25 protein-coding genes are annotated in these 21,629 nt (G+C 61.7%); 7 read left to right on the forward strand and 18 right to left on the reverse strand.

What is annotated here, in order from left to right:
- Positions 1 to 39 precede the first annotated feature (39 nt).
- From ACXYMO_RS03090 to ACXYMO_RS03115, 6 genes are all read left to right on the forward strand, one after another.
- Complete coding sequence (locus tag ACXYMO_RS03090) at positions 40 to 1,230, forward strand: phosphoglycerate kinase (RefSeq protein ID WP_458877879.1); 1,191 nt, start codon at positions 40 to 42, stop codon at positions 1,228 to 1,230.
- A gap of 125 nt (positions 1,231 to 1,355) precedes the next feature.
- Positions 1,356 to 2,249: a fructose bisphosphate aldolase gene (locus ACXYMO_RS03095; protein WP_458877187.1), complete on the forward strand. Its 894-nt coding sequence runs from the start codon at positions 1,356 to 1,358 to the stop codon at positions 2,247 to 2,249.
- A gap of 126 nt (positions 2,250 to 2,375) precedes the next feature.
- On the forward strand, positions 2,376 to 2,675 hold the full coding sequence (locus ACXYMO_RS03100; RefSeq protein ID WP_458877188.1) for an FtsB family cell division protein: 300 nt from the start codon (positions 2,376 to 2,378) through the stop codon (positions 2,673 to 2,675).
- A gap of 105 nt (positions 2,676 to 2,780) precedes the next feature.
- The gene (pdhA, locus tag ACXYMO_RS03105) at positions 2,781 to 3,785 is read left to right on the forward strand and encodes a pyruvate dehydrogenase (acetyl-transferring) E1 component subunit alpha (protein ID WP_458877189.1); all 1,005 of its coding nucleotides are present in this window, start codon (positions 2,781 to 2,783) and stop codon (positions 3,783 to 3,785) included.
- Positions 3,786 to 3,799: 14 nt separating this feature from the next.
- Positions 3,800 to 5,164 (forward strand): pyruvate dehydrogenase complex E1 component subunit beta, encoded by a 1,365-nt coding sequence (locus tag ACXYMO_RS03110; protein ID WP_458877190.1) that lies wholly within the window; start codon positions 3,800 to 3,802, stop codon positions 5,162 to 5,164.
- Positions 5,165 to 5,178: 14 nt separating this feature from the next.
- Positions 5,179 to 6,486, forward strand: a complete 1,308-nt coding sequence (locus ACXYMO_RS03115) for a pyruvate dehydrogenase complex dihydrolipoamide acetyltransferase (protein ID WP_458877191.1) — start codon at positions 5,179 to 5,181, stop codon at positions 6,484 to 6,486.
- Positions 6,487 to 6,560: 74 nt separating this feature from the next.
- Here the strand turns inward: ACXYMO_RS03115 and cysE are convergent, their stop codons facing one another.
- A complete protein-coding gene (cysE, locus tag ACXYMO_RS03120; protein WP_458877880.1) occupies positions 6,561 to 7,370 on the reverse strand; it encodes a serine O-acetyltransferase in 810 nt (269 codons plus the stop codon).
- A gap of 67 nt (positions 7,371 to 7,437) precedes the next feature.
- On the opposite strand from cysE, the gene ACXYMO_RS03125 reads away from it, so the two are divergent.
- The gene (locus tag ACXYMO_RS03125; RefSeq protein WP_458877192.1) at positions 7,438 to 7,794 is read left to right on the forward strand and encodes a TraR/DksA family transcriptional regulator; all 357 of its coding nucleotides are present in this window, start codon (positions 7,438 to 7,440) and stop codon (positions 7,792 to 7,794) included.
- Here the strand turns inward: ACXYMO_RS03125 and ACXYMO_RS03130 are convergent.
- The 17 genes from ACXYMO_RS03130 to ACXYMO_RS03210 form a co-directional block, all read right to left on the reverse strand.
- Positions 7,775 to 8,071 carry a DUF7742 family protein gene (locus ACXYMO_RS03130; protein ID WP_458877193.1) on the reverse strand — a complete coding sequence of 99 codons (297 nt, stop codon included), beginning with the start codon at positions 8,069 to 8,071 and terminating at the stop codon, positions 7,775 to 7,777. The genes ACXYMO_RS03125 and ACXYMO_RS03130 overlap by 20 nt on opposite strands.
- Positions 8,072 to 8,077: 6 nt before the next feature.
- On the reverse strand, positions 8,078 to 12,007 hold the full coding sequence (locus tag ACXYMO_RS03135) for a baseplate multidomain protein megatron (RefSeq protein WP_458877194.1): 3,930 nt from the start codon (positions 12,005 to 12,007) through the stop codon (positions 8,078 to 8,080).
- Positions 12,007 to 12,450, reverse strand: a complete 444-nt coding sequence (locus ACXYMO_RS03140) for an NlpC/P60 family protein (protein WP_458877195.1) — start codon at positions 12,448 to 12,450, stop codon at positions 12,007 to 12,009. The genes ACXYMO_RS03135 and ACXYMO_RS03140 overlap by 1 nt, the downstream gene beginning before the upstream one ends.
- Positions 12,450 to 13,337 carry a DUF2163 domain-containing protein gene (locus ACXYMO_RS03145; RefSeq protein WP_458877196.1) on the reverse strand — a complete coding sequence of 296 codons (888 nt, stop codon included), beginning with the start codon at positions 13,335 to 13,337 and terminating at the stop codon, positions 12,450 to 12,452. Before ACXYMO_RS03145 ends, ACXYMO_RS03140 begins: the two co-directional genes overlap by 1 nt.
- Positions 13,337 to 13,969, reverse strand: a complete 633-nt coding sequence (locus ACXYMO_RS03150) for a phage distal tail protein, Rcc01695 family (RefSeq protein ID WP_458877197.1) — start codon at positions 13,967 to 13,969, stop codon at positions 13,337 to 13,339. The genes ACXYMO_RS03145 and ACXYMO_RS03150 overlap by 1 nt, the downstream gene beginning before the upstream one ends.
- A gap of 22 nt (positions 13,970 to 13,991) precedes the next feature.
- On the reverse strand, positions 13,992 to 14,651 hold the full coding sequence (locus ACXYMO_RS03155; RefSeq protein ID WP_458877198.1) for a phage tail tape measure protein: 660 nt from the start codon (positions 14,649 to 14,651) through the stop codon (positions 13,992 to 13,994).
- Entirely contained in the window at positions 14,644 to 14,847 is a 204-nt protein-coding gene (locus tag ACXYMO_RS03160) for a rcc01693 family protein (RefSeq protein ID WP_458877199.1), read from the reverse strand. Before ACXYMO_RS03160 ends, ACXYMO_RS03155 begins: the two co-directional genes overlap by 8 nt.
- Positions 14,844 to 15,164, reverse strand: coding sequence for a gene transfer agent family protein (locus ACXYMO_RS03165; protein ID WP_458877200.1), 321 nt, complete (start codon positions 15,162 to 15,164; stop codon positions 14,844 to 14,846). The genes ACXYMO_RS03160 and ACXYMO_RS03165 overlap by 4 nt, the downstream gene beginning before the upstream one ends.
- Before the next feature lie 4 nt (positions 15,165 to 15,168).
- Complete coding sequence (locus ACXYMO_RS03170; protein ID WP_458877201.1) at positions 15,169 to 15,582, reverse strand: phage major tail protein, TP901-1 family; 414 nt, start codon at positions 15,580 to 15,582, stop codon at positions 15,169 to 15,171.
- A 24-nt stretch (positions 15,583 to 15,606) separates the two neighbouring features.
- Positions 15,607 to 16,020: a DUF3168 domain-containing protein gene (locus ACXYMO_RS03175; RefSeq protein ID WP_458877202.1), complete on the reverse strand. Its 414-nt coding sequence runs from the start codon at positions 16,018 to 16,020 to the stop codon at positions 15,607 to 15,609.
- Positions 16,017 to 16,355 (reverse strand): head-tail adaptor protein, encoded by a 339-nt coding sequence (locus ACXYMO_RS03180; RefSeq protein ID WP_458877203.1) that lies wholly within the window; start codon positions 16,353 to 16,355, stop codon positions 16,017 to 16,019. The genes ACXYMO_RS03175 and ACXYMO_RS03180 overlap by 4 nt, the downstream gene beginning before the upstream one ends.
- Positions 16,352 to 16,951: a head-tail connector protein gene (locus ACXYMO_RS03185; protein ID WP_458877204.1), complete on the reverse strand. Its 600-nt coding sequence runs from the start codon at positions 16,949 to 16,951 to the stop codon at positions 16,352 to 16,354. The genes ACXYMO_RS03180 and ACXYMO_RS03185 overlap by 4 nt, the downstream gene beginning before the upstream one ends.
- Positions 16,952 to 17,119: 168 nt before the next feature.
- Positions 17,120 to 18,301: a phage major capsid protein gene (locus ACXYMO_RS03190; RefSeq protein ID WP_458877205.1), complete on the reverse strand. Its 1,182-nt coding sequence runs from the start codon at positions 18,299 to 18,301 to the stop codon at positions 17,120 to 17,122.
- Positions 18,302 to 18,337: 36 nt separating this feature from the next.
- Positions 18,338 to 18,895 (reverse strand): HK97 family phage prohead protease, encoded by a 558-nt coding sequence (locus tag ACXYMO_RS03195; protein WP_458877206.1) that lies wholly within the window; start codon positions 18,893 to 18,895, stop codon positions 18,338 to 18,340.
- Positions 18,896 to 18,926: 31 nt separating this feature from the next.
- Positions 18,927 to 19,154 carry a GTA head formation protein, RCAP_rcc01685 family gene (locus tag ACXYMO_RS03200; RefSeq protein ID WP_458877207.1) on the reverse strand — a complete coding sequence of 76 codons (228 nt, stop codon included), beginning with the start codon at positions 19,152 to 19,154 and terminating at the stop codon, positions 18,927 to 18,929.
- Positions 19,147 to 20,334 carry a phage portal protein gene (locus ACXYMO_RS03205; protein ID WP_458877208.1) on the reverse strand — a complete coding sequence of 396 codons (1,188 nt, stop codon included), beginning with the start codon at positions 20,332 to 20,334 and terminating at the stop codon, positions 19,147 to 19,149. The genes ACXYMO_RS03200 and ACXYMO_RS03205 overlap by 8 nt, the downstream gene beginning before the upstream one ends.
- Positions 20,335 to 20,463: 129 nt before the next feature.
- On the reverse strand, positions 20,464 to 21,629 hold a 1,166-nt coding region (locus ACXYMO_RS03210), incomplete at its 5' end, for a DNA-packaging protein (protein WP_458877209.1).

Raw genomic sequence — 21,629 nt, forward strand, 5'->3', positions numbered from 1 at the left:
GGGGAAGAACCGCCCTGAACGCTGAGGAAAGGGATGAGTATGGGCTGGAACACGCTGGACGATATGGAACTGCAGGGAAAACGGGTTCTGGTGCGCGTGGATGTGAACGTGCCGGTCGAGGACGGGCGCGTGACCGATGACACCCGTATCCTGCGCCTTGTGCCGACCATGCGTGATATTCTGGCCGCGGGCGGGCGCCCCATTCTTCTGGCCCACTTCGGACGCCCCAAGGGCAAACACGTGCCCGAAATGTCGCTGCGCCCGCTCGTGCCCGCATTGGAGGCCGCGTTTGACGTGCCGGTCAGTTTCTGCGCCGATTGCCGGGGCGATGCGGCACAGGCTGCTGTCGCGGCACTGGCAGACGGGTCAGTCCTGCTGTTGGAAAACACCCGGTTCCATCCCGGCGAGCAAAAGAACGATCCGGACCTGGCCGCCGAGTTTGCCGAACTTGGGGACATCTATTGCAACGACGCCTTTTCCGCCGCCCATCGCGCGCATGCCTCGACCGAGGGCGTGGCCCGGTTGCTACCATCCTGTGCGGGCCGTCTGATGCAGGCCGAACTGAGCGCGCTGGAAGCGGCCCTGAGCAAGCCGGTGCGCCCGGTTGTCGCCGTCGTTGGGGGGGCGAAAGTATCGACCAAGCTGGAACTGCTGGGCAACCTTGTGGCCAAGGTCGATACATTGGTGATTGGCGGCGGCATGGCCAACACCTTTCTGGCCGCGCAGGGCGTGGATGTGGGCAAATCGCTGTGTGAGCACGACATGACCGACACCGCCCGCGAGATCATGGCCAAGGCGGACGCGGCGGGATGTGCGATCCTGCTGCCCAGCGATGTCGTGGTCGCGCGCGAGTTCAAGGAAGGGGCCGAGAACGAAACCGTTGCCGCCGATGCCTGCCCTGCCGATGCGATGATCCTGGACGCGGGGCCCGACACGGTGGCCCGCATCGCCACCGCCCTTGAAGCCGCGCGCACCCTGATCTGGAACGGGCCGATGGGGGCCTTTGAAATCCCGCCTTTTGATGCCGCCACCAATGCCGCGGCCCGCAAGGCCGCCGAACTGACCCGCGCCGACACCCTGACCAGCGTCGCTGGAGGCGGCGATACGATTGCGGCCCTCAATCAGGCCGGGGCCGCCGAGGATTTCACCTATATTTCAACCGCCGGCGGCGCGTTTCTGGAGTGGATGGAGGGCAAGACATTGCCCGGTGTCGCCGCCCTGGGCGGATAGTCGGGGCTGTTAGCGCCACCAACATTGAAACCCAACCGCGCCTATCCTAAGACCGCGAGGATTGTCCACCACGGCCCTGTTTTCGGCTGAACCGGCCCACGGCCCCGCAACGCGAGTGAAAGAACATGTCCAAATCTATTCAGGCAGAACAAATGACCTCGGGTGACGGGTTTATCGCGGCTCTCGATCAAAGCGGCGGGTCGACGCCCAAGGCGCTCAAACTCTATGGCGTGGACGAAAGCGAATACGGCAACGAGCAGGAAATGTTCGACCTGATCCATGCCATGCGCAGCCGGATCGTCAACGCGCCTGCCTTTTCCGGCGACCGGATTGTCGGCGCAATCCTGTTCGAACAGACCATGGACCGCAAGATCAACGGCAAGCCGTCGGCACAGTTCCTGTGGGAAGACCGCCGGGTCGTGCCCTTCCTGAAGATCGACAAGGGGCTGGCGGACGAGGAAAACGGCGTGCGGATGATGAAACCGATGCCTGATCTCGACGCCCTGCTGGACCGCGCCAATGCCGCAGGGATTTTCGGCACCAAGATGCGGTCCGTCATCGACGCCGCCTCCCCCAGTGGCATCGCGGCCATTGTCGATCAGCAATTCGACGTTGGCGCACAGGTACTGGCGAAAGGCCTCGTGCCGATCATCGAACCCGAGGTTACGATCAGCATCGCCGACAAGGCCGCGGCCGAAGATATCCTTTTGGGTGAACTGACCCGCCGTCTGGACGCCCTGCCCGACGATCAAAAGGTCATGCTGAAACTGACGCTGCCGGAAAAGGCCAACCATTATAAGTCACTGATCGAACACCCCCGCGTCATGCGCGTCGTGGCGCTGTCGGGCGGGTACAGCCGGGACGAGGCGAACAAGCGCCTTGCCCAGAACACCGGCATGATTGCGTCCTTCTCGCGCGCCCTGACCGAAGGCCTGTCGGCAGGTCAAAACGACGGGGAATTCAACACCACGCTGGCGGCAACCATCGACAGCATTTATTCGGCCTCCGTGGCAGGATAAGACCCGAGTCTTTTCCGCCACAGCCTTGAATAGTCATAAGATTTTTAAAAACGGGGATTCACACGGCGAATCCCCTGTGCCATAGTGTGCTAAAGCGCCAACAGAGCGCATATGAGGCAGTTGAGTTTGACACGTTCGTTCCGACCCGGTTTTGGTGGTTTCCTCTTTTTCGCGACGGCCTTTGCGCTGAGCGCCTATTTCACCTTCGCCGCCGTGCAGGGGAATTACGGGCTGTTTCGCCGGGTGGAGATTGCGGCCGAGGCGGATGCGCTTTCAAAAGACCTGACCGCGCTGAATGCCCAGATCGCTTCAATGGAAAACCTGACGCGCCGCCTGTCGGACGACTACCTTGATCTTGATCTGCTGGATCAGCAGTCCCGTTCGATTCTGGGACTGCTGCGCGCCGATGAAATCGTGATCCGCTGACTTCGGTCCGACGCCGCGTCATTTAACCCCTCGCCAGCCGGGTCGAAATCCCTTATTAAATAGTTTAACGCTAAACTATTATTTCCGGAGGGGGAGTTCCGCGTTATGGCGACCCGAAAAAGTACAAAGAAACCAGACGTTTCTACCGAAGAGCTTCTCGAACATTATCGTAGCATGCTGTTGATCCGCCGATTCGAGGAAAAGGCAGGTCAGCTTTATGGCATGGGTCTGATCGGCGGTTTCTGCCATTTGTACATCGGGCAAGAAGCCGTTGTTGTCGGCCTTGAGGCTGCCGCCGAAGAAGGCGACAAACGCATCACCTCGTACCGCGATCACGGTCACATGCTGGCCTGTGGGATGGACCCGAATGGCGTCATGGCGGAACTGACCGGACGCATCGGCGGCTACTCCAAGGGTAAAGGCGGGTCGATGCACATGTTCTCCAAGGACAAGCATTTTTATGGCGGCCACGGGATCGTCGGCGCACAGGTGCCGCTGGGCGCCGGTCTGGCCTTTGCGGACAAGTACAAGGAAAACGGGCGCGTAACCTTCACCTATTTTGGCGATGGCGCGGCCAACCAGGGTCAGGTGTATGAGGCGTTCAACATGGCCGCCCTGTGGGCGTTGCCGGTGATTTTCGTGATCGAGAACAACCAGTATGCCATGGGCACGTCGCAGAAACGTTCGACCTCGACCGAAGATATCTACAAACGCGGCGAACCCTTTGGCATCCCCGGCCAGATCGTTGACGGGATGGATGTCCTGGCCGTTAAGGACGCCGGTGAAAAGGCCGTCGCGCACTGCCGTTCGGGCAAGGGTCCCTTCATCCTGGAAATCAAGACATACCGATATCGCGGGCATTCGATGTCGGACCCGGCAAAATACCGGACCCGCGAAGAGGTGCAGAAGATGCGCGAAGAGCGCGACCCGATCGAACAGGTGCGCAGCGCGCTGCTGAAGGGCAAACAGGCCACCGAAGATCAGCTGAAAGAGATCGACAAGGAGATCAAGGAAATCGTGAACGCCTCGGCCGATTTTGCCAAGGACAGCCCCGAGCCGCCGCTTGAAGAGCTGTGGACCGACATCTACGCCGAACCGGCGACGGCCTGAGGGAGGAAAGACCAATGGCAACCGAAATTCTGATGCCCGCCCTCTCGCCCACAATGGAAGAAGGCACATTGGCCAAATGGCTCGTCAAGGAAGGCGATACCGTATCGTCCGGCGACATCCTGGCCGAGATCGAAACCGACAAGGCCACGATGGAGTTCGAGGCCGTCGATGAAGGCGTGATCGGGAAAATCCTGATTGCCGAAGGCACCGAGAACGTCAAGGTCAACACTGCGATCGCGGTTCTGTTGGAAGAAGGCGAAAGCGCCGATGCGATGCCCGAGGCGGCCTCGGCGTCCGAGCCTGCCGCCAGCGCCGCGCCGGCCCCTGCCCCGGCGGCTGCCGCGGCTCCGGCTGCGCCCGTTGCGGATCTGACCCCGGACTGGCCCGAAGGCACCGCCATGAAGCAGCAAACCGTACGCGAGGCCCTGCGCGATGCCATGGCCGAAGAGATGCGCCGCGGCGACGACGTGTACCTGATGGGCGAAGAAGTCGCTGAATATCAGGGCGCCTACAAGATCAGCCAGGGGCTTCTGGACGAATTCGGTGGCAAGCGGGTGATTGACACACCGATCACCGAACACGGGTTCGCCGGGATCGCCGTGGGTGCTGCCTTTGCCGGATTGCGTCCGATTGTCGAATTCATGACGTTCAACTTCGCCATGCAGGCGATTGACCATATTATCAACTCCGCGGCCAAGACGCTCTATATGTCCGGCGGTCAGATGGGGGCACCGATGGTGTTCCGCGGCCCCAACGGTGCCGCCGCCCGTGTGGGCGCCCAGCACAGCCAGGATTACGCCGCCTGGTACATGCAGATCCCCGGCCTCAAGGTGGCGATGCCCTATTCGGCATCCGACGCCAAGGGGTTGCTGAAATCAGCCATCCGCGATCCGAACCCGGTGATCTTCCTGGAAAATGAAATTCTTTACGGGCGCAGCTTTGACGTGCCCGATGTCGAGGATTTCACCGTTCCCTTTGGCAAGGCCCGCATCTGGCGCGAAGGCAGCGATGTCACCATCGTCAGCTTTGGCATCGGCATGCAATATGCGCTTGAAGCCGCTGACAAGCTGGCCGAGGACGGCATTTCGGCCGAGGTGATCGACCTGCGCACCCTGCGCCCGATGGATACCGGCACGGTTCTGAAATCGGTGATGAAAACCAACCGCTGTGTGACGGTCGAGGAGGGTTGGCCACAGGGATCGGTCGGCAACTACATCAGTTCGGTCATCATGCAGGAGGCATTCGATTATCTCGATGCGCCAGTGATCAACTGCACCGGCAAGGATGTCCCGATGCCCTATGCCGCCAATCTTGAAAAACACGCGCTGGTCACCACCGACGAGGTGATCGCCGCCGTGAAACAAGTCACGTATCGTTAAGGAGCACGTGAGCCATGCCAACCGAAATCCTGATGCCCGCCCTGTCCCCCACCATGGAAGAGGGCACATTGGCCAAATGGCTGGTGAAAGAAGGCGATACCGTCGCCTCCGGCGATCTGCTGGCCGAAATTGAAACCGATAAGGCGACGATGGAATTCGAAGCCGTGGACGAAGGCGTGATCGGCAAGATCCTGATCGCCGAGGGTTCCGAAAACGTCAAGGTCAACACCACCATCGCCGTGCTGCTTGCCGAAGGGGAAAGCGCGGACGATATAGGTGCGACAGCCGCCGCTCCCGCGCAGGAGGCAGCGCCCGCTGCCGACGCGGGCGCCGAGGCGGCCTCCAAAGGGGCCCCCGAGAAGGCCGCTCCGCCTGCTCCTGCCGCTGCGGATGGCAATCGCATCTTCGCCAGCCCGCTGGCCCGGCGCATTGCGGCAGACAAGAGGCTGGACCTGGCCCAGGTCAAGGGCTCCGGCCCGCGCGGTCGGATCGTGAAGGCGGATGTCGTCAGCGCTTCGCCAACAGCCACCAAAGCAACCGCGCCCGGCGCACATGCGGCAAAGGCTCCAACGGCGGCCCCTCTGGCCAGCGGGCCCTCTGCAGATATGGTGGCCCGAATGTACGAAGGGCGCACCTACGAAGAGGTGCCGCTGGATGGCATGCGCAAGACCATCGCTGCGCGCCTGACCGAGGCCAAACAATCGATCCCCCATTTCTACCTGCGGCGGGACATTAAACTGGACGCCCTGTTGAAATTCCGCGGTCAGTTGAACGCACAGCTCGACGGGCGCGGGGTCAAGCTCAGCGTCAATGACTTCATCATCAAGGCCTGCGCGCTTGCGCTGCAATCGGTTCCGGATGCCAATTCGGTCTGGGCCGGTGACCGGATGCTGAAACTGAAACCTTCGGACGTTGCCGTTGCCGTCGCCATCGATGGCGGGCTGTTCACGCCGGTTCTGAAAGACGCCGAAATGAAATCGCTGTCGGCCCTGTCCGCGGAAATGAAAGATCTGGCGGCGCGTGCGCGGGATCGCAAACTCGCCCCGCACGAGTACCAGGGCGGCAGTTTTGCCATTTCCAACCTTGGCATGTTCGGGATCGACAACTTCGATGCAGTCATCAATCCGCCGCACGGGGCCATTCTGGCCGTTGGTGCCGGGGTCAAGAAACCCGTGGTCGGCAAAGACGGCGAACTCGCGGTGGCCACGGTCATGTCGGTGACCCTGTCCGTCGATCACCGGGTCATCGACGGGGCCCTTGGCGCACAGCTTTTGCAGGCGATTGTCGAGAACCTGGAAAACCCGATGGTCATGCTCGCCTGACGCAAGTGCACACCTCGAAACGCAAAAAAGGGCGCTGATCACAGATCGGCGCCCTTTTCGTTTTCGAATTTCGATTACTTCCCGCTGGCGAACATCTGGTCCATCTTGACCGATGGCTGATCGCATCCGGCCTCGCCCACGATCTTGGCCGGAACACCCGCAACCGTCTTGCAGGGCGGTACATCCGACAAGACCACCGATCCGGCCGCGATACGGCTGCAATGACCAATATTTATATTCCCCAATATCTTGGCCCCTGCCCCGATCAGGACACCGTCACTGATTTTCGGGTGGCGATCTTCTTCTTCCTTGCCGGTCCCGCCCAAAGTCACGGAATGCAACATCGACACGTTGTCGCCCACCACGGCGGTTTCGCCGATCACGATGGAATGGGCATGGTCGATCATGATGCCTTTGCCGATCTTCGCGTTGGGGTGGATATCCACACCGAAAATCTCGGACACACGCATCTGAAAGAAATAGGCCAGATCATGCTGGCCCCGCTTCCAGAGCCAGTGGCCGATACGATAGGACTGCATCGCCTGATAGCCTTTGAAATAAAGTACTGGCTGCAACAATCGGTGGCAGGCCGGATCACGTTCGTAGACAGCAACCAGATCGGCACGCGCCGCATCAACCAGGTCCGGCGCCTCGGCATAGGCCTGATCCGCGATTTCGCGCAGGATCGACATCGACATCTCGTTCGACGACAGCTTCGCCGCAACGCGATAAGACAGCGCCTTGTCCAGCGTGCGATGGTGCAAGATGCACGCATGGATCAGCCCGCCCATCAGCGGTTCCTGCCGCACGGCGTCTTGCGCTTCGGCGGTGATGCGATCCCAAACCGGATCTACCGGAGCGATTTTCTTGCGCGTTTCAATCATGGTCATCCATCCTCTGCTGCGCTTAGAATAGGCACTTAAAGCCTAAATCGCCAAACGCAAAGCTGTGATGAACGGTATCTCGAAAATGAATGAGAGCGAAGTAATACGTTTTCCCCGGTTGATCCGCGCCCGATTGGCCGCACTGGAGGACGAAAACGCATTGGGCGAAGACGGCCAGTCGATCGTTCAGCTTGATCAGCAGGCCGTTGGGCGTCTTAGCCGGATGGATGCCCTTCAGAACCAGGCCATGGCCGTCGCGCAGCAAAACCGACGCGATATCGAAGCCCGCAATCTTAAAAAGGCCCTGGAGCGTATCGAAGAGGGCGAATTCGGATTTTGCGAAGATTGCGGTGACGAAATCGCCGTCAAACGGCTTGAGCTGAACCCCGCCACAACCAAATGTATCAGCTGCGCAAGGGGGTGACCCGCCGCAGTACCAGCGCCTGCAAGACCATCTCGAAACAGCCGCAGTATTCGGCATCGTCAAACGTCGGCTCGTTGGCAAGAACCCGTTTGCGCGCCGCCGACATCAGCGATCCGTTGCCCCAGATCGGATGCAGACGCCCTACCCGGGCGACATATCGATCTGCTTCTTCCGCTTCGCGCAGCAGGCGATGACACAACGCCGCGCGATCCGCGGGCGGGACGTTCAGCAGCGCGCGGGCCGCGCTGCTGACATCTCCATGCAAAACCGGGCGCATCCTTGTTCACCCCGGAATGGTGGTGCGGGCAAAAAGGCCCGGACCGTAACGCGCGGACACCTGCGCCACCTCGACCTCATCGCCCGCGGCACTTGCGTCTTCGGATTGCATCGCCTGCGAATACACCCAGTTCGCCGATCCCGTTGTCACCTCACGGACAAGAGTTGCACCCTTCCTGACGCGCACGAGGTATTGCTCGGTTTCCTCGCCCAGCGGAACCTCACTCAGATCCCAACTATCACCGTCAATTCTGGTGCGGCGGACCCAAGACAGATCAATGTCTCCCGAAGGAGTGCGCAGACTGAGCAGATGGGCGGGCGCATAGGGGCGCAAGCCATTTCCATCAAAGGCTTCGATCAGGTGCCGATAAGACGGATCCCCCAGACCACGACGGGCCGGGCCAATGCGATAGTGTCGAGCAATGCGACGTTGCGCACTGGTCAGCTCGATCTGCTGCGGCGTTCCATCCAGCAACACGACCCATGACCCGGCAGGCCAGACATCCGGCATGAGCCCATCGCTCCCAAGTTGACCGCGCAACCGCGAGGTCAGCCAATAGGTCTCAGGTGCGATCAATTCCGCATGCTGAAATTGAAAAAGTTCCCAATTGCCGCTCGACCCGTCCCCAATCGCGACCAGGTTGGCTCCGTTCAGCACCGCCGCCTCGGACCGCGTTTCCAGTGCCCCGCTTATCAACCTGACCTGCAAGGCGGCACCCGAATCCCAAAGTCCCGCAGGCGCATTTTCCAGCGGCGTCTCGGTTACGCCGATGACAGAGCGCGCAGCAAAAGTGTCGTTCAGCGCATAATTGTCGTCTGTTGCCGATGCGTAGATAGCCACCGATCCCGGCCAGGGCCGGGATGTCGCGGCGATATACGGGGCGTGGGGCACTTCGTCCCCGGTCAGCAGGGGCAAATCCAGGAAAAGCGGCAACACAGGAACCGGTGACACGAAACCGGATTGCGACGGCGTGTCATCCGCCATCTCTGACGGGGAATACACCTCGGGTTCAATCCGGACCGCTTCAATCAATTGCAGGTCGGACTGTTCCACCCGGTCGATCCTATAAAGCGCCCGCCCCTCTCCTGCATCAGCCGAAATTTCGACGACGTCCCCAGCCCCAACAGTCAGCTGCGAGGGTGGCAGGGCAAATCTCACGCTGTCTCGCGAAACGCGCGCCTCGGTCAGCCAGCGTTCGACAACCTGACGGCCCTCGGCGCGTGTCATTGCCAGGGGCAAATCCGTGGTAGCAACGGCATGGGTCGCCTCGTCGGGCAAGACTGCCTCTTCAGCGACAATGTCGTGATCCGCGCCCGCCTGAACAAAGCGAACCCGCACACGGCCTGTGGTTTCGGCGTTGGCATCGCGGATTTGATCAAGTGCCCCGTCAATTTCATCGGTGTCGGCCAGGGTGCCACGGTCAATCGCCACCGTCTGTTTTGCGCCGCGCATTTCGAACTGCAAAATGCCGTCACGTTCTATCGCGTCGAACCCGTACCGTAACATGAGCGGTTGCAGTGCCGCGCGGGCATCGCTCACCTGATCTACCGTGTAGCCATGGACGATCCCGTAAAGGCGCGAAACGTCAATCTGCTGTAAATCCGCCCGAAAACAGATTTCTTCCACGACAGAGGACAGGCTGCGCGCGCCGACACGCCCGTTCAGCCAATGGCCCCGCGCATGGTTTTCGCCATCGCTCCAAAGGTCACAGTTATTGGGAAACGCCGGGTAAGGCCGGGTATCCCAGGCCCAGACATAAGCGTTGCGCAAATCGATCATGTCGCCGCCATAGATCTGCGAAACCGGATTGGCTCCATCCTCGCGCCAATAGCCCAGAACCGCACGCAGATATTGCCTTTGAATGAAATCATCCCGTCGACCGTTCGAGAACTGCGGCAGACTGGATTCCGACGATTTAGGATCCAGAAACTTGTTCGGCTCGTTGGTTGCCTTGTCGACCGCAGCGCAGCCCAGTTCGGTAAACCAGATCGGCTTGGACTCGGGCTGCCAGGCGGTCGCGGCGTCCTGACGAATACCGCCTATGCGCTCATGATGTCGGTTTTGCCACCAGGATTTCACATCCTTGTATCGCCAGACCCAAGGTTCGCCGTGATCTTCATCCGAAATCGGCGTCCTGATCTGTGCGGCCCGGGCCTCGGGCGAATGATAATACCAATCATATCCTTCGCCACCTTCGACATTGGCCTTCAGATAGGACAGATCGTAAATGCTGTTCCAATCGTTGTTGGCATCCAGGTGATTGTGACCCTCTCGCCAGTCGGATACGGGCATGTAGTTGTCGATACCAACAAAATCGATCTCCGGATCGGCCCACAGCGGATCAAGATGGAAATACCGATCGCCGCTGCCGTCCTGGGGCTGATACCCGAAATATTCCGACCAGTCCGCCGCATATCCAATCTTGGTCTCGGGGCCCAGCAACTGACGCACCTCCGCCGCAAGAGCCTTCAATTCCGAAACTGCCACAAACCCGCCGGCGCCCCGAATCTGCGTCAGCCCGCGCAGTTCCGAACCAATGCAAAAGGCCGAAACGCCCCCGGCCGCCGCGCACAGGGCCGCATAATGCAGGATAAAGCGCCTCAGGCCCCATTCGGCAGGTCCAGTATAGGCAACGATCCCATCGCCAATTGTGAAATCAGACGCGCTCGCTGTTCCAAAGAACGCCGAAACCTCGGCATCCGCCGCCGCAGACCCGTCGGGACTTCCATCCCGGCCCGGTGCGATAGACAGCGTGATGCGCCCGCGCCATGGCAGATGTGGCTGGTCCTCCGCGCTGCTCCACGGATCAGGCAGTCCGTTTCCAACTTGCTGCTCCATCAGAATGAACGGATAAAACATCACCCGTTTTCCGGCGGCATTCATATGTCGAATTGCCTCAACGACCGACGCATCCGACGGCGTACCGCCATAGATCGGGCGACCTTCGACCTGAGCCATTTCTCCGGCTGCGGCCCGTGTCTCACCAGCCACAGACCACGGCATATTGCGCCCTTCAATCTCTGCCCGCTCGACCTTTGGGACAAGCCGACATTGACCGCATCGCAGGTCATTGCCAAACCACGACACGACCAGCGACGCCGCATCACAATTTCCCAGCTCTTCGTCCAAAGTCTCGAAGGAGGTTTCAAAATCGCTTTTGCCAGAGGGGGAATTCATGTTGGCCGCCCATTGGCTGCCCGGACCGTCCGAGTGAAACACAGGGGTCGTGGCCAGCACATATTCTCCCGTTCCGGGGATCAGGGTCACGCCCTGTACCAGACGCGCCAGATCGTCCTCTTGGGTGGTTGAATCTGCTTGCTCTTGCCGCACCACCTCAAAGGAAAACTGCGGTATGCGATTGCCAAAGGCGCTCAGTTGCAGGTCTTCCATCACCACGTAGGCCGTTCCGCGATAGGCCGGCACCAGTCCGGGCCCCTCGATGGCTTCCATGACCGGATCGGGCAACTGGTCGCGTGTCCCGGTGTAAACACGCAGGTTCAGATCATCGCCCGCAATTTCTTCGCCGTCGGCCCAAACGCGACCGATGCTGGCGATTTCGCCCTCACAGACGGCAATCGCTAGCGACACGGTGTAACTGTACTGCGTGGTCTTGGGCGCACTTGGCGCTCCTTTGCCACCACCGCTAACCCTTGCACTTTCCTGAAAATCCGAGGCCCAGATCACCTGCCCCCCAACCCGCATTCGCCCATAGACCTGTGCAATCGGCGCACCGTCACTTGCCTGGGTCAGGCGAAACCGTTCGACCTTGCCGGTTTCGACCGGCTCGGACCCCAGCCCCAGCAACCGCCGGTCGATCACGCGGCCCAGTGTTGCACCAACCGCGCGCCCGATTGCCACCGAGGACAACCCGGCCAGCGTCCCCCCAATCGATCCGCCAATGGCCGCACCTGCGGCCGAAAGAAGTATCGTCGCCATCAGCGCACCTCCCTGGGAAATTCAAAGCTCGCCACGATCCGTCTTTTCCATGGGGCACTGAGCGAGCTCTCGATCACGCCGTGGCGCGTATAGGCATGGATGAACGCCCCGACGGAATCCGTTCGGGATACAATACCCAGATGCTTTGCGACCGCTCCGGCACGCATGCGAAACAGGATGACATTGCCCGGCTCGATCGCGCACACAGGTTTTTCAACCAGATGTCGCGCGGCGGCGTCCCACAAGGCTTCTTGTCCCTGTGGTTCGGACCAGTCCATGGAATAGGCCGGCACCGTTTCGGGTTCCCGGCCCAACACCTCACGCCAAACACCGCGCACCAGACCAAGACAATCGGCTCCAGCCCCCCGGCACGCGGCCTGATGCCGGTAGGGCGTCCCGATCCAGCTCCGCGCCACGTCAACAATTTCTTTTCCCCCAACCATCAGCGGCGGCTCCCGCCCGCATTGGCGCCCGTCTGCTTTGGCACCGACATGACCCAGTCTTCGCCCGGAATATCGGGAAAGCCCTGGAAATTGATCAGGTTGTTGAACTTCAGCCGACAGGTTTCCATTCGCTTGTCGCACCCGGCATCCAGCCGCACGACATCGCCTGCTGTAACCGCGCCTCGGATCGGCTCCCACAGCTCGATATGGCGCCCGGCCTCATTCTGCCAATCCCGCTTGATGATCCCCCAAAGCCCCTGCGCGGCACCCGACAGAACCGTCAATCTGCCCCGGGCGAACCAGTCCGGCTCAAACCCGTTCAAGTCGGCCCAACTCAGCACTTGCGCAGACTCGACCCGATCAACGGCCCGCTCTTCGCAGTAGCCCGCGGCGTTCAAATCGAACCCGCAATTTCGGTCTCCCAGAACGGCGGTACACGGTTTCTGATACACCCGTCCCAGCGGACGGTTCAGCGCCTCACTCAAACCGCGCAGTTCGGCCTGAAAGGCCCCACCACTGCGGCGCAGCTCGCCAATTGTTCCGCGAAACTGAAGCCAGCGAACGGACACGTCATCCCAATTGACCAGCCAGGCACGCACCTCGGCCCCGTCAAAACGCCCCGCCTCGATATCCGCCTCGCGTACAGCAACATCGCTCAGCGCGCCGATCGCTTCGGTGTTATCAACCGAAAGACCGGTGCCTTTTTGCAGGGCCATCGCCGACAGGCCGGTGTCAGCTTTGAACGTTATTTCTTCAAAACTGAGCGGGCGATCATGGTCAGTGAACCCGTATTCGACCCCATCCCTGCGCGTGATCGCCCAGCACCGACACAGGGTGGTCAGCCCGCTCTGCACATGCGCCTGAAACGCTGTATCCATACCCGCCATCACACACGCACCTCGACCACGGGCACATTTGGCACGTCACCGGCCTGAAAACTGGCGACACTGGTCTGGATGCGATCGGCATCAAAGCGGACCGGCACGTCAAATTCGAACCCTGCAGTGATCGACATCGTCACTGCCGGCGCTTGTGCAAAGGTTATCAACCCCGTGGTCACATCCACGGAATAGTCCACCTCTTCGCGCATCTCATCCTGTTCGATCCCCACGCGTACACTGCCGGCCACTGGCTTGGTGACCGGACGGGCATAGCTGAACTCGCCCGAGCGATAGGTCTTTACCAGCGGAAATACTGTCGTTTCACCGTCGGCCACAGCAATCACCTGATCCTGGAAATGCGCCTCGCCCGTCGCCTTGCCCGATTTGAAATCCGACCAGTCCTTCCAGCGAAACCCGTACATCTGTCCGCGGCGCGCTTCGAAAAAAGCGATCAGTGTTTCAATGTCATCCAGCGACCGCATTCCCAAACCTGCGTCATAGCGACGACGCGAATGCGCCCAAGGCGTGTTACGCTCTTCAAATCCGTTGGCCAGCGTCACCACATCCGTGCGCCGCTCCGGCCCGCCAACCGAGCCAAAGCTCAGCGATGTCGGAAATCTCACTTCGTGAAAGTTCATCGGTCTCTCCCCTCCAGACGGTTCAGCGGTTGCGATTGCCACGGCCCAGGGCGCGGCTCATCTGCGCCGCGATCTGCCCCTGGCTGCGTTGAAACCCCTGCACATCAGGGGTGGTGATATTCATGACGACCTGAACGCCGCCGCCCCGGGCGCCGCGCACCCCCAGCTTGCCATCGGCCCCGCGGGCCAGCGGCATGATTGCCTCGGGTCCGGCTTCGCCCATCAGGCCCGTCGCACCGCGCATCGGGAAATAGGTGGGCGAACTCACGACACCGCCGGTGGCAAAGGGTACAACCCGCCCCTGCGCAAAACTGGCCCCGTTCGCAAAGGGCAAAAGCCCCTCGACCAGGCTGTTCGCGCCCTGGGACATCAGACCCCCAAGATGGCTCGCAATCGGCTTCATCGCTGCCGAATACGTGGTTTCGATCATCGACTGCGCGACCGTCTTCAACGCATCCGACAGTTTCATGCCGTCAAAGACGACCCCGTCAAACGCGCGCCTAAGCCCCTTGGACAATCCACGCTCCAGCGTGGCAACATCCTTGCCCGTCGCGGCAAGGGATTCACGCATCCGGCGCAATTCACCGTCAAAGCCGGCGGCCATGCCAGCGGCCGCGCTCAGGCTGTCTTCCAGCGCGTCAGCCTGGTCTTCCAGATCGGAAATACCGTCACGTTCACTCATGATCGTCTCCTTGTCGTTTATCCGGATAGGCGGCCATCAGTGCATCAAGCCCCGTTCGCGATAGCGGCGCCTCGCCGCCGCCCTGGCCCAGCATCAGCCTGAGTTCGGCCGGGGTCAGTCGCCAAAACGCTTCTGGCGTAAGGCGCAATCCCTGAACCCCGGCCCGCATCAAGGCTGGCCAGTCAAAGGCACTCAAGTCTCACCCGGAACCATGAAAGCGCGCGCCAGCAATTGCGCCGCCGCGCGCGCCGCAGCCATCGGACCACCCTCGATATCCGCCGACATCAGATCCTCGGCCGCAACATCGGCCCCACCGCCACGCAGTCCGGCAACGATCAGCGCCAGAACATCGCGGCTCGAAAACCCGCCCGCCTCGAACCGTTCGACCAGTTCCAACAACGTTCCGGTTTCAACCGCCTGCTCCAGTTCGGCCAACGCCCCCAGCGTCAGCTTGAGAACCCGCCGCTGCCCATCGATGACCAGGGCCACCTCTCCCGTCCACGGATTGGCCATAGGATCAGATCGCCGTAAAGGTCAGCGCACCGGCACTGGCCAGCGACATTTCATAGGTCGCTTCGCCATCGTGGCTGCCCGCATACTCGATCGACGTCACCTGAAACGCGCCTTCGACGATACCGAAATCCGGAATGATCACTTGAAAATCCGGTGTTTCGCCGTCAAAGAACAACTGGCGCGCCCGCTCGTCCGTTCCAGCATCCCTGAACACGCCCGACCCGGAAATAGCGGCAGATCGCACACCGGCGCCCGACAGCAACTCGCGCCAGCCGCCCTGGCTTTCCAGCGTCGTCACATCGACGGTTTCCGCATTGAAACTCACACGCGTGGCACGCAGCCCCGCAATGGTTTGAAACTGACCGTCCCCGGTCATGTCCACTTTGACCAACAGGTCCTTGCCGTTCTGAGCAGCCATATCTGTATCTCCAAACGTTGCTTGTTAATTATCTTCGACACGGGCACGAAACCGCAGGTCGATCCGACGAATGCGCCCGGCCTTGCCGCCGCGCCGGGCCGTGGCGCGTTCGAACCACAGGCCCACCAGCCGTCCCCTGCTCAACGTCAGGTCCGCGTCGACCATCGCATCGCTGATCGCCGCCGCCACGGCCTTGGCCCCGGTAAACCCGGCGGCGTCTGTCACCACCGACACCAGAAACCTGTGGAGCGCACCCTGCCCGGTCACGTCCGACCGGTCCCGTACATCTTCCGGACCCAGGCTGACGTAGATATCCGGTTTGTCGCCCGCCGGAACCGCGTCATAAACCGCGCCCCCGACCAAAGCCGTGACACCGGCATCGTTTTGCAGATGCTGGTAAACTGCCGCCTGCAAGGCAGAACTCATGGCATAACTCATGCAACGACCTCCTCATCGGCGAAACAGGTCAGATACCTGCCGTCCTGGTCCCGTTCGGCCACCGCCTGGATCACAAAGACCCGGCTTCCGTCGCGAAACCGCTGCTGGGGCATCGGGCGCGATGCGGCACCGACCGGCGCAGACCGCACCACGATGGTGTAGCTGACCGCCGAAACCGGCAGCCCGGCCTCCCCCCGTTCGCGTCCCGTGCGCGCGGAAACCTCGGCCCAAAGATCACCCATCGGCACCCAGATTTCCGTGAACCCGCCGGCGCCATCCGGCAGGCGCTGGGGTGTTTCCAACACCAGCTTACGGTTCAGGCGCGGCCCGCTCATTGGCCGTATCCCGGCGTCAATCGCATCGGGCGATATCGCTGAATCAGGCTGGTAACGCCAAAGGGCATGCAGCCATCGCTCAGCCCGGTTTCGTGGCGGTACTCATAGTAGTGCGCCGCCAGCAGCAGCACGGCCTGCCCCAGATCAGCCGGCACCCCTGCCCAATCCGGTGCGAACCCGGCCAGGAACCCGATCCGGATCGATCCGCCGGTCGGCACCGTGGGCAACAGCGCCCCAACCGGGTGCAGTTTGGGGCGCTGGCTGTCCTGTTCCAACCGGAACAGGCTCAGCGGATGCAGGGTTTCGCCTGCTTGCACGTCCAGTATCGCCACCTCGGTCAGGCTCGAAACCGGTGCAATCGGCAGCACCTGGCCCGTCGGATCGCGCCATTCGGTCAACGACCAGGAAAACGCGCGCTCGATCAGCGCCTTTCCGGTGCGCGCCTCGATTGCTGCAATTGCGGCCCGCAGAAACCCGGTCAGAACCGGCTCCTGAAGATCATCTTCGCCAAACCCAGTTCCCAGTCGCAGATGCGACTTGAACTGTGTCACCGGCAATGCCGTATCCGGCACGGCGGTCTCTTCGATCAACATCATGTATTCACTCCGCAAGCTCGGATCCCTCCGGGATGACCATCTCCCGATGGCGGACGCGCGCCGCTCCACATTGCTCGGACGGAGGGGAGCAGCTAGACAACATGGAGGGGTTCTGGTGACACGCGCCCACCGCAGGGCCAGTAGCCCGGCCCTGCATCCGGCGCCCGGTTAGGACAGGCCGAATTTCAGCAGTTTGATCGCCGCAAAGTCCGACACATCCCCGCCCACACGTTTGGTGGCATAGAACAGGACATGCGGCTTGGCGCTGAACGGATCACGCAGAACACGCAGGTCAGGTCGTTCAGCAACGGTGTACCCGGCGCTGAAGTCACCAAAGGCAACCGGGAACGACCCGCTCGCCGCGTCCGGCATATCTTCGGCCACCACCACTGGATAGCCCATCAGACGCGCGGGCTCACCCGCCGCCAAGCCATCGCTCCACAGAAACCGGCCATCGGCATCCTTCAGCTTGCGCACGATACCGGCGGTTTTCGAATTCATCACGAATGTCGCGTTGGCACGGTATTGCGCGCCCAGTGCATAGACCAGATCGACAATTGCGTCGCCGCCGCCAATATCGCCGTCCACGCCCGTGGGCACGTAGCCGATATTGCTCCAGGTCCAGACATCGTTGTCCACCGCCGGATGGTTCATGATGCCGCGCGGCTTGTCGATGCCATCACCGTTGATGAACGCATCGGCCTCGGCACGCGAGAATTTGTCCGCGATCCGCTCGGCCAGCCAGCCTTCGACGTCAAAGGCGCTGTCATCCAGAAGGCGCTGCGATGCCTTGGGCAAAGCGCTCAGCTCATGCAGCGGGATGGTAATCCGGTCGATCTGCGGCGTGCCGGTTTCAACCGAGGCAGCAGTCTCGGTCGCCCAGCCCGCGCCAAGTTCCGTATGGTCAATCAGCACATCAAAGGTGGTCGCCTCGACATTGACGACCTTTGCGATCGACCGGATCGACGCGGTGGATTTCAGAACCGACTGAATCGTGTCAGCCGTTTGCGGATCCACCAGGTAACCGCCGTCGCTGTTGACCGCCGTGGACAGCGATTTGCTTTCGATTTCCAGACCGCGCAACCCGTCGTCCTCACCGGAGCGCAAATAGGCATTGAACGCCTTCTTGTGCGGGGCGCCGGCCTCATTCTCGGCCGACAGATGCGGACGCGCCGCGATGTTTGATTTACGATCCAGCATGGTCAGTCGCTCTTCTGTTTGTTGAAGTTTGGTTTGAATTTCGTCACGGAAGTCTTTGAAGTTGCTCACGAAGCCGGACACAGCCTGCTTCACCTCATGAACCGGAGACATATCTTCCCCGGTCCGAGCCTTCGTCTCGGTCTTGCTCATCAGAACATCCTGTTTGAGTGTGAGAGAAAGGCGCGTTTACCGGCGCGCCAGCTCCAGCCGCGCCCCGTCAAAGGCCGCCGCCAATTCGCGCAGGGCAGTGTCGGCTGCCGGCTCATCGCCCTTGGCCTCCACCCGCGCACTGGGAAGCATCGGAAAGGTCACCAGCGACACCTCCCAAAGCTCCAGTTCCGTCAAGAGCCGCTGGCCCTTTTCATTCTTTGCCGCCTTGCGGGTACGGTATCCGATCGACAGCCCGTCAATCGCTCCGGCCGCAATCAGGGCGGCGGCTTCGCGCCCCTTCTGGGTGCAGTCCAGCAAGCGGCCCTTCACCCACAGACCACGCGCATCCTCGCGCACCTCGGTCCACAGGCCGATAGGTTGCGCCGGATCATGCTGCCACAGCATCTTGACCCGCTGCCCCACCGTGGTCAGCGCCTGGATCGACGCCGCATAGGCGCCTTTCTGCACGATGTCGCCGCCCTGGTCGGCCTGACCGAACAGACTGGCATAGCCTTCGATCTCGGCCGCGTCGGTGATGCTCAGCCCGTCGCCAAACCGGGCGAACTTGTGTTCCAGTCCGGTGTCCATTTCCATGGCACTCTCCTTTATCTGCATAACTTGCGCGTCAGGGCGCCACGGAGATCAGGGAATCCAGCGCCTGGGCCAGGATCGCCGCGGCCACCCCGTACACCGCCAGCCACATCCGCTTCTCCAGTCGCTCGATCATTTCATCCAGCCGGTCCAGTCGCCGGTTCAGGTTGTCCTGATGTATCTGGCTCACCCGCTCATGTGCCGCCAACCGCAATCCCGGCGCACATTCAAAGGGTTCGTAATTGGGCCATCGTTCACTCATCTGCGCCGCCTTCGGGCAGAACTGGCAAACCCAGCAACGACCGCTTTTCCGCATCGGTCAGAAAGTCGGCTGACGTGACCCGCGACCATTGCGCATCCCGCTCCGCGGCCAGCGCCGGCACCTGATCGAGATCCGGTTTCAACTCAAGCGCCTCGCCGGTGAATTGCGACAGCCAGTCCGACAGGACGGACGCCACCCGCGTTGCCAGCGGCAATACCGTCAGGCGGAAAAACGCCCGGTTCGCCTCCTGGTAATTGGCATAGGTCGCATCCCCTTGAATCCCGAGCAGCATCGGAGGCACCCCGAACGCAAGCGCAATCTCGCGCGCTGCGGCATCCTTGGTCTTCTGAAACTCCATGTCACTTGGGGAAAAGCCCATGGGCTTCCAATCCAACCCGCCTTCCAGAACCATCGGGCGTCCGGCATTGCGGGCCCCCTGATAATTGGCCTCGATTTCGCTCGACAGGCGTTGGAACTGATCTTCGGCCATCGCGCCCTGCCCGTCCGCGCTGCGATAGACCAGCGCCCCGCTGGGCCGCGCCGCGTTGTCCAGCAAGGATTTCGACCAGCGTGACGCGCTGTTATGCACATCCACCGCCATCGCCGCCGCCTGCAATGGGGCAAATCCGTAATGGTCGTCCTGCGGATGAAAGCTTTTGACGTGACAGACCGGCGATACTGCCCCTGTCGCATCAAACCGATGCTTGCGCGCGCCCACCGCGTATTCATAGGCCACCGGCCAGCCGTCATTGCCCGGTACCACACGCATCCGGTCCGAACGCAGCACGTGCAGCTCCAGCGGCAGCGCTCCCTCCCCGGAAACGGCCTCGACATAGGCATTGCCAGTCAATAGCAACTGACCAAACAACGCCTCCATCAACTCGGCCCGCCCCTGTGCCAGGTTGGGCCGGCTGATCAGCCCCAGAACCGGATGCGTTTCATAGCGGCGTGCGCTGTCCTGCAACACCAGCGGAAGGGCCGCTGCCGCCTCGGCGATCAGCTTGACCGAGCGAAACCCGACCGGATTACCCGAAAATCCCGTCTTGGTCAGCGAAACAGTGTCCCGCGGGCTCCAGGCCACGCGGCCGGCGCCGTGATAGGCCACGACCGGCCCGGTGGCGCTTGCCTTTTGCTCCGGGGCCTGCGTCTCTATTTTGCGACGCAAGAATTCCAATACCATGTTTGATGCTCCTCAAAAGTCTTTGCCGCCAACTGGCCTGCGGTTCCCCGCTCTGTTGAAAACGGTTATGCCGCGTCTTTGCTAATTTGATTGAAATGAACCGTTCGGTGCTCCTGGCAGTGCCCGGCCTTACAAGACCCGCATGCGCGGACGGCGATACTGCGCCGCGGGTGCGATCATCAACTCATGCAGCGCCCAGACCAGCGCATCCACCCGGTCGGGCGATCCTTGCCCCTCATATCCGCGCGCAGTCATCTGGCCCATCTGATCCTCCAGCGCCTCCAGCCCGTCCAAATGCCGCACCCGCCCCTGTTCATAGAGCGCGGCCACGGGCTCGGCCCGGGCGACCTTGCCGCGCGCCGCGTGCACGGCCTTGTAGGGCACCAGCGGGTCGACCTGGCGCAGCACTTCCTCCACCAGTTGCCCCCCCTGGTTGACCTCCGCCACCAGCCGTTCGGCCCCATGGGTCTCCATGGCGGCGATGGCCGCACGGGCCCATCCCACCGGCCCGGCGCCCTTGACCGTGCAATCGGCCAGCACATAGGCGCACCAATCCTGCGGCGGCCCCTGCATAACGGCCCCTGCCACCACGATCCCGCAGGCATCGGCGTTTTCGCCAGACGTCACCGACGGATCCAATGCCACAACGATCCGGCCCAACTCCGGCACATCCGCGCAGCGCGCCCGGTCCAGCATGTCCCCCGACCACAGCGCGCCTTCCAAATCGCTCAGCAGCACACCGTCCAGTTCCTGACGCCCCAGGCGCGTGCCCGCATACCGCGCGCGCACCTCCTCAAGGAAGCTCGCCGCCAGATTGGCGCGATTTGCTTCAGTGGGGGCATGGGTGGACACCGTCGACGGCGCGGCCAGCAGTCTCTTGAGCACACCAACATTACGCGGTGTCGTGGTGACACAAACCTGAGGATGCTCGCCCAAACGCAGGGCAAATTGCAGCATGTCCCACGTGTCCTCGGATTTTTTCCATTTGGCCAGTTCATCGACCCAGGCACCGTCAAACTGCGGCCCACGCAAAGCCTCGGGTTCATGGGCCGAAAACACCTGCGCCTCGGCCCCATTGGGCCAGATCAGCTTGCGTTCACTGGCCTTCCATTTGGGGCAACGATCTGGCGGTGAACAGGCCATGATCCCGCTGTCGCCCATGATCATCACGTCGCGCACCTGATCGTAGGTTTCCCCGATCAACGCGATCCGCCTGCACCGCCCCGGATCCAACGGTCGCGACCCTTCGACCTGCGCGCGCACCCATTCGGCCCCGGGGCGAGGGTTTTTCCCGC

The sequence above is a fragment of the Arenibacterium sp. CAU 1754 genome (genome assembly GCF_054482635.1).

What these genes read in the sequence shown, in the direction of transcription:
- ACXYMO_RS03090 (WP_458877879.1), top strand. Translation starts at nt 40, where the DNA reads ATGGGCTGGAACACGCTGGACGATATGGAACTGCAGGGAAAACGGGTT.
- ACXYMO_RS03095 (WP_458877187.1), top strand. Translation starts at nt 1,356, where the DNA reads ATGTCCAAATCTATTCAGGCAGAACAAATGACCTCGGGTGACGGGTTT.
- pdhA (WP_458877189.1), top strand. Translation starts at nt 2,781, where the DNA reads ATGGCGACCCGAAAAAGTACAAAGAAACCAGACGTTTCTACCGAAGAG.
- ACXYMO_RS03110 (WP_458877190.1), top strand. Translation starts at nt 3,800, where the DNA reads ATGGCAACCGAAATTCTGATGCCCGCCCTCTCGCCCACAATGGAAGAA.
- ACXYMO_RS03115 (WP_458877191.1), top strand. Translation starts at nt 5,179, where the DNA reads ATGCCAACCGAAATCCTGATGCCCGCCCTGTCCCCCACCATGGAAGAG.
- cysE (WP_458877880.1), bottom strand. Translation starts at nt 7,370, where the DNA reads ATGATTGAAACGCGCAAGAAAATCGCTCCGGTAGATCCGGTTTGGGAT.
- ACXYMO_RS03125 (WP_458877192.1), top strand. Translation starts at nt 7,438, where the DNA reads ATGAACGGTATCTCGAAAATGAATGAGAGCGAAGTAATACGTTTTCCC.
- ACXYMO_RS03130 (WP_458877193.1), bottom strand. Translation starts at nt 8,071, where the DNA reads ATGCGCCCGGTTTTGCATGGAGATGTCAGCAGCGCGGCCCGCGCGCTG.
- ACXYMO_RS03135 (WP_458877194.1), bottom strand. Translation starts at nt 12,007, where the DNA reads ATGGCGACGATACTTCTTTCGGCCGCAGGTGCGGCCATTGGCGGATCG.
- ACXYMO_RS03140 (WP_458877195.1), bottom strand. Translation starts at nt 12,450, where the DNA reads ATGGTTGGGGGAAAAGAAATTGTTGACGTGGCGCGGAGCTGGATCGGG.
- ACXYMO_RS03145 (WP_458877196.1), bottom strand. Translation starts at nt 13,337, where the DNA reads ATGGCGGGTATGGATACAGCGTTTCAGGCGCATGTGCAGAGCGGGCTG.
- ACXYMO_RS03150 (WP_458877197.1), bottom strand. Translation starts at nt 13,969, where the DNA reads ATGAACTTTCACGAAGTGAGATTTCCGACATCGCTGAGCTTTGGCTCG.
- ACXYMO_RS03155 (WP_458877198.1), bottom strand. Translation starts at nt 14,651, where the DNA reads ATGAGTGAACGTGACGGTATTTCCGATCTGGAAGACCAGGCTGACGCG.
- ACXYMO_RS03165 (WP_458877200.1), bottom strand. Translation starts at nt 15,164, where the DNA reads ATGGCCAATCCGTGGACGGGAGAGGTGGCCCTGGTCATCGATGGGCAG.
- ACXYMO_RS03170 (WP_458877201.1), bottom strand. Translation starts at nt 15,582, where the DNA reads ATGGCTGCTCAGAACGGCAAGGACCTGTTGGTCAAAGTGGACATGACC.
- ACXYMO_RS03175 (WP_458877202.1), bottom strand. Translation starts at nt 16,020, where the DNA reads ATGAGTTATGCCATGAGTTCTGCCTTGCAGGCGGCAGTTTACCAGCAT.
- ACXYMO_RS03180 (WP_458877203.1), bottom strand. Translation starts at nt 16,355, where the DNA reads ATGAGCGGGCCGCGCCTGAACCGTAAGCTGGTGTTGGAAACACCCCAG.
- ACXYMO_RS03185 (WP_458877204.1), bottom strand. Translation starts at nt 16,951, where the DNA reads ATGATGTTGATCGAAGAGACCGCCGTGCCGGATACGGCATTGCCGGTG.
- ACXYMO_RS03190 (WP_458877205.1), bottom strand. Translation starts at nt 18,301, where the DNA reads ATGAGCAAGACCGAGACGAAGGCTCGGACCGGGGAAGATATGTCTCCG.
- ACXYMO_RS03195 (WP_458877206.1), bottom strand. Translation starts at nt 18,895, where the DNA reads ATGGAAATGGACACCGGACTGGAACACAAGTTCGCCCGGTTTGGCGAC.
- ACXYMO_RS03200 (WP_458877207.1), bottom strand. Translation starts at nt 19,154, where the DNA reads ATGAGTGAACGATGGCCCAATTACGAACCCTTTGAATGTGCGCCGGGA.
- ACXYMO_RS03205 (WP_458877208.1), bottom strand. Translation starts at nt 20,334, where the DNA reads ATGGTATTGGAATTCTTGCGTCGCAAAATAGAGACGCAGGCCCCGGAG.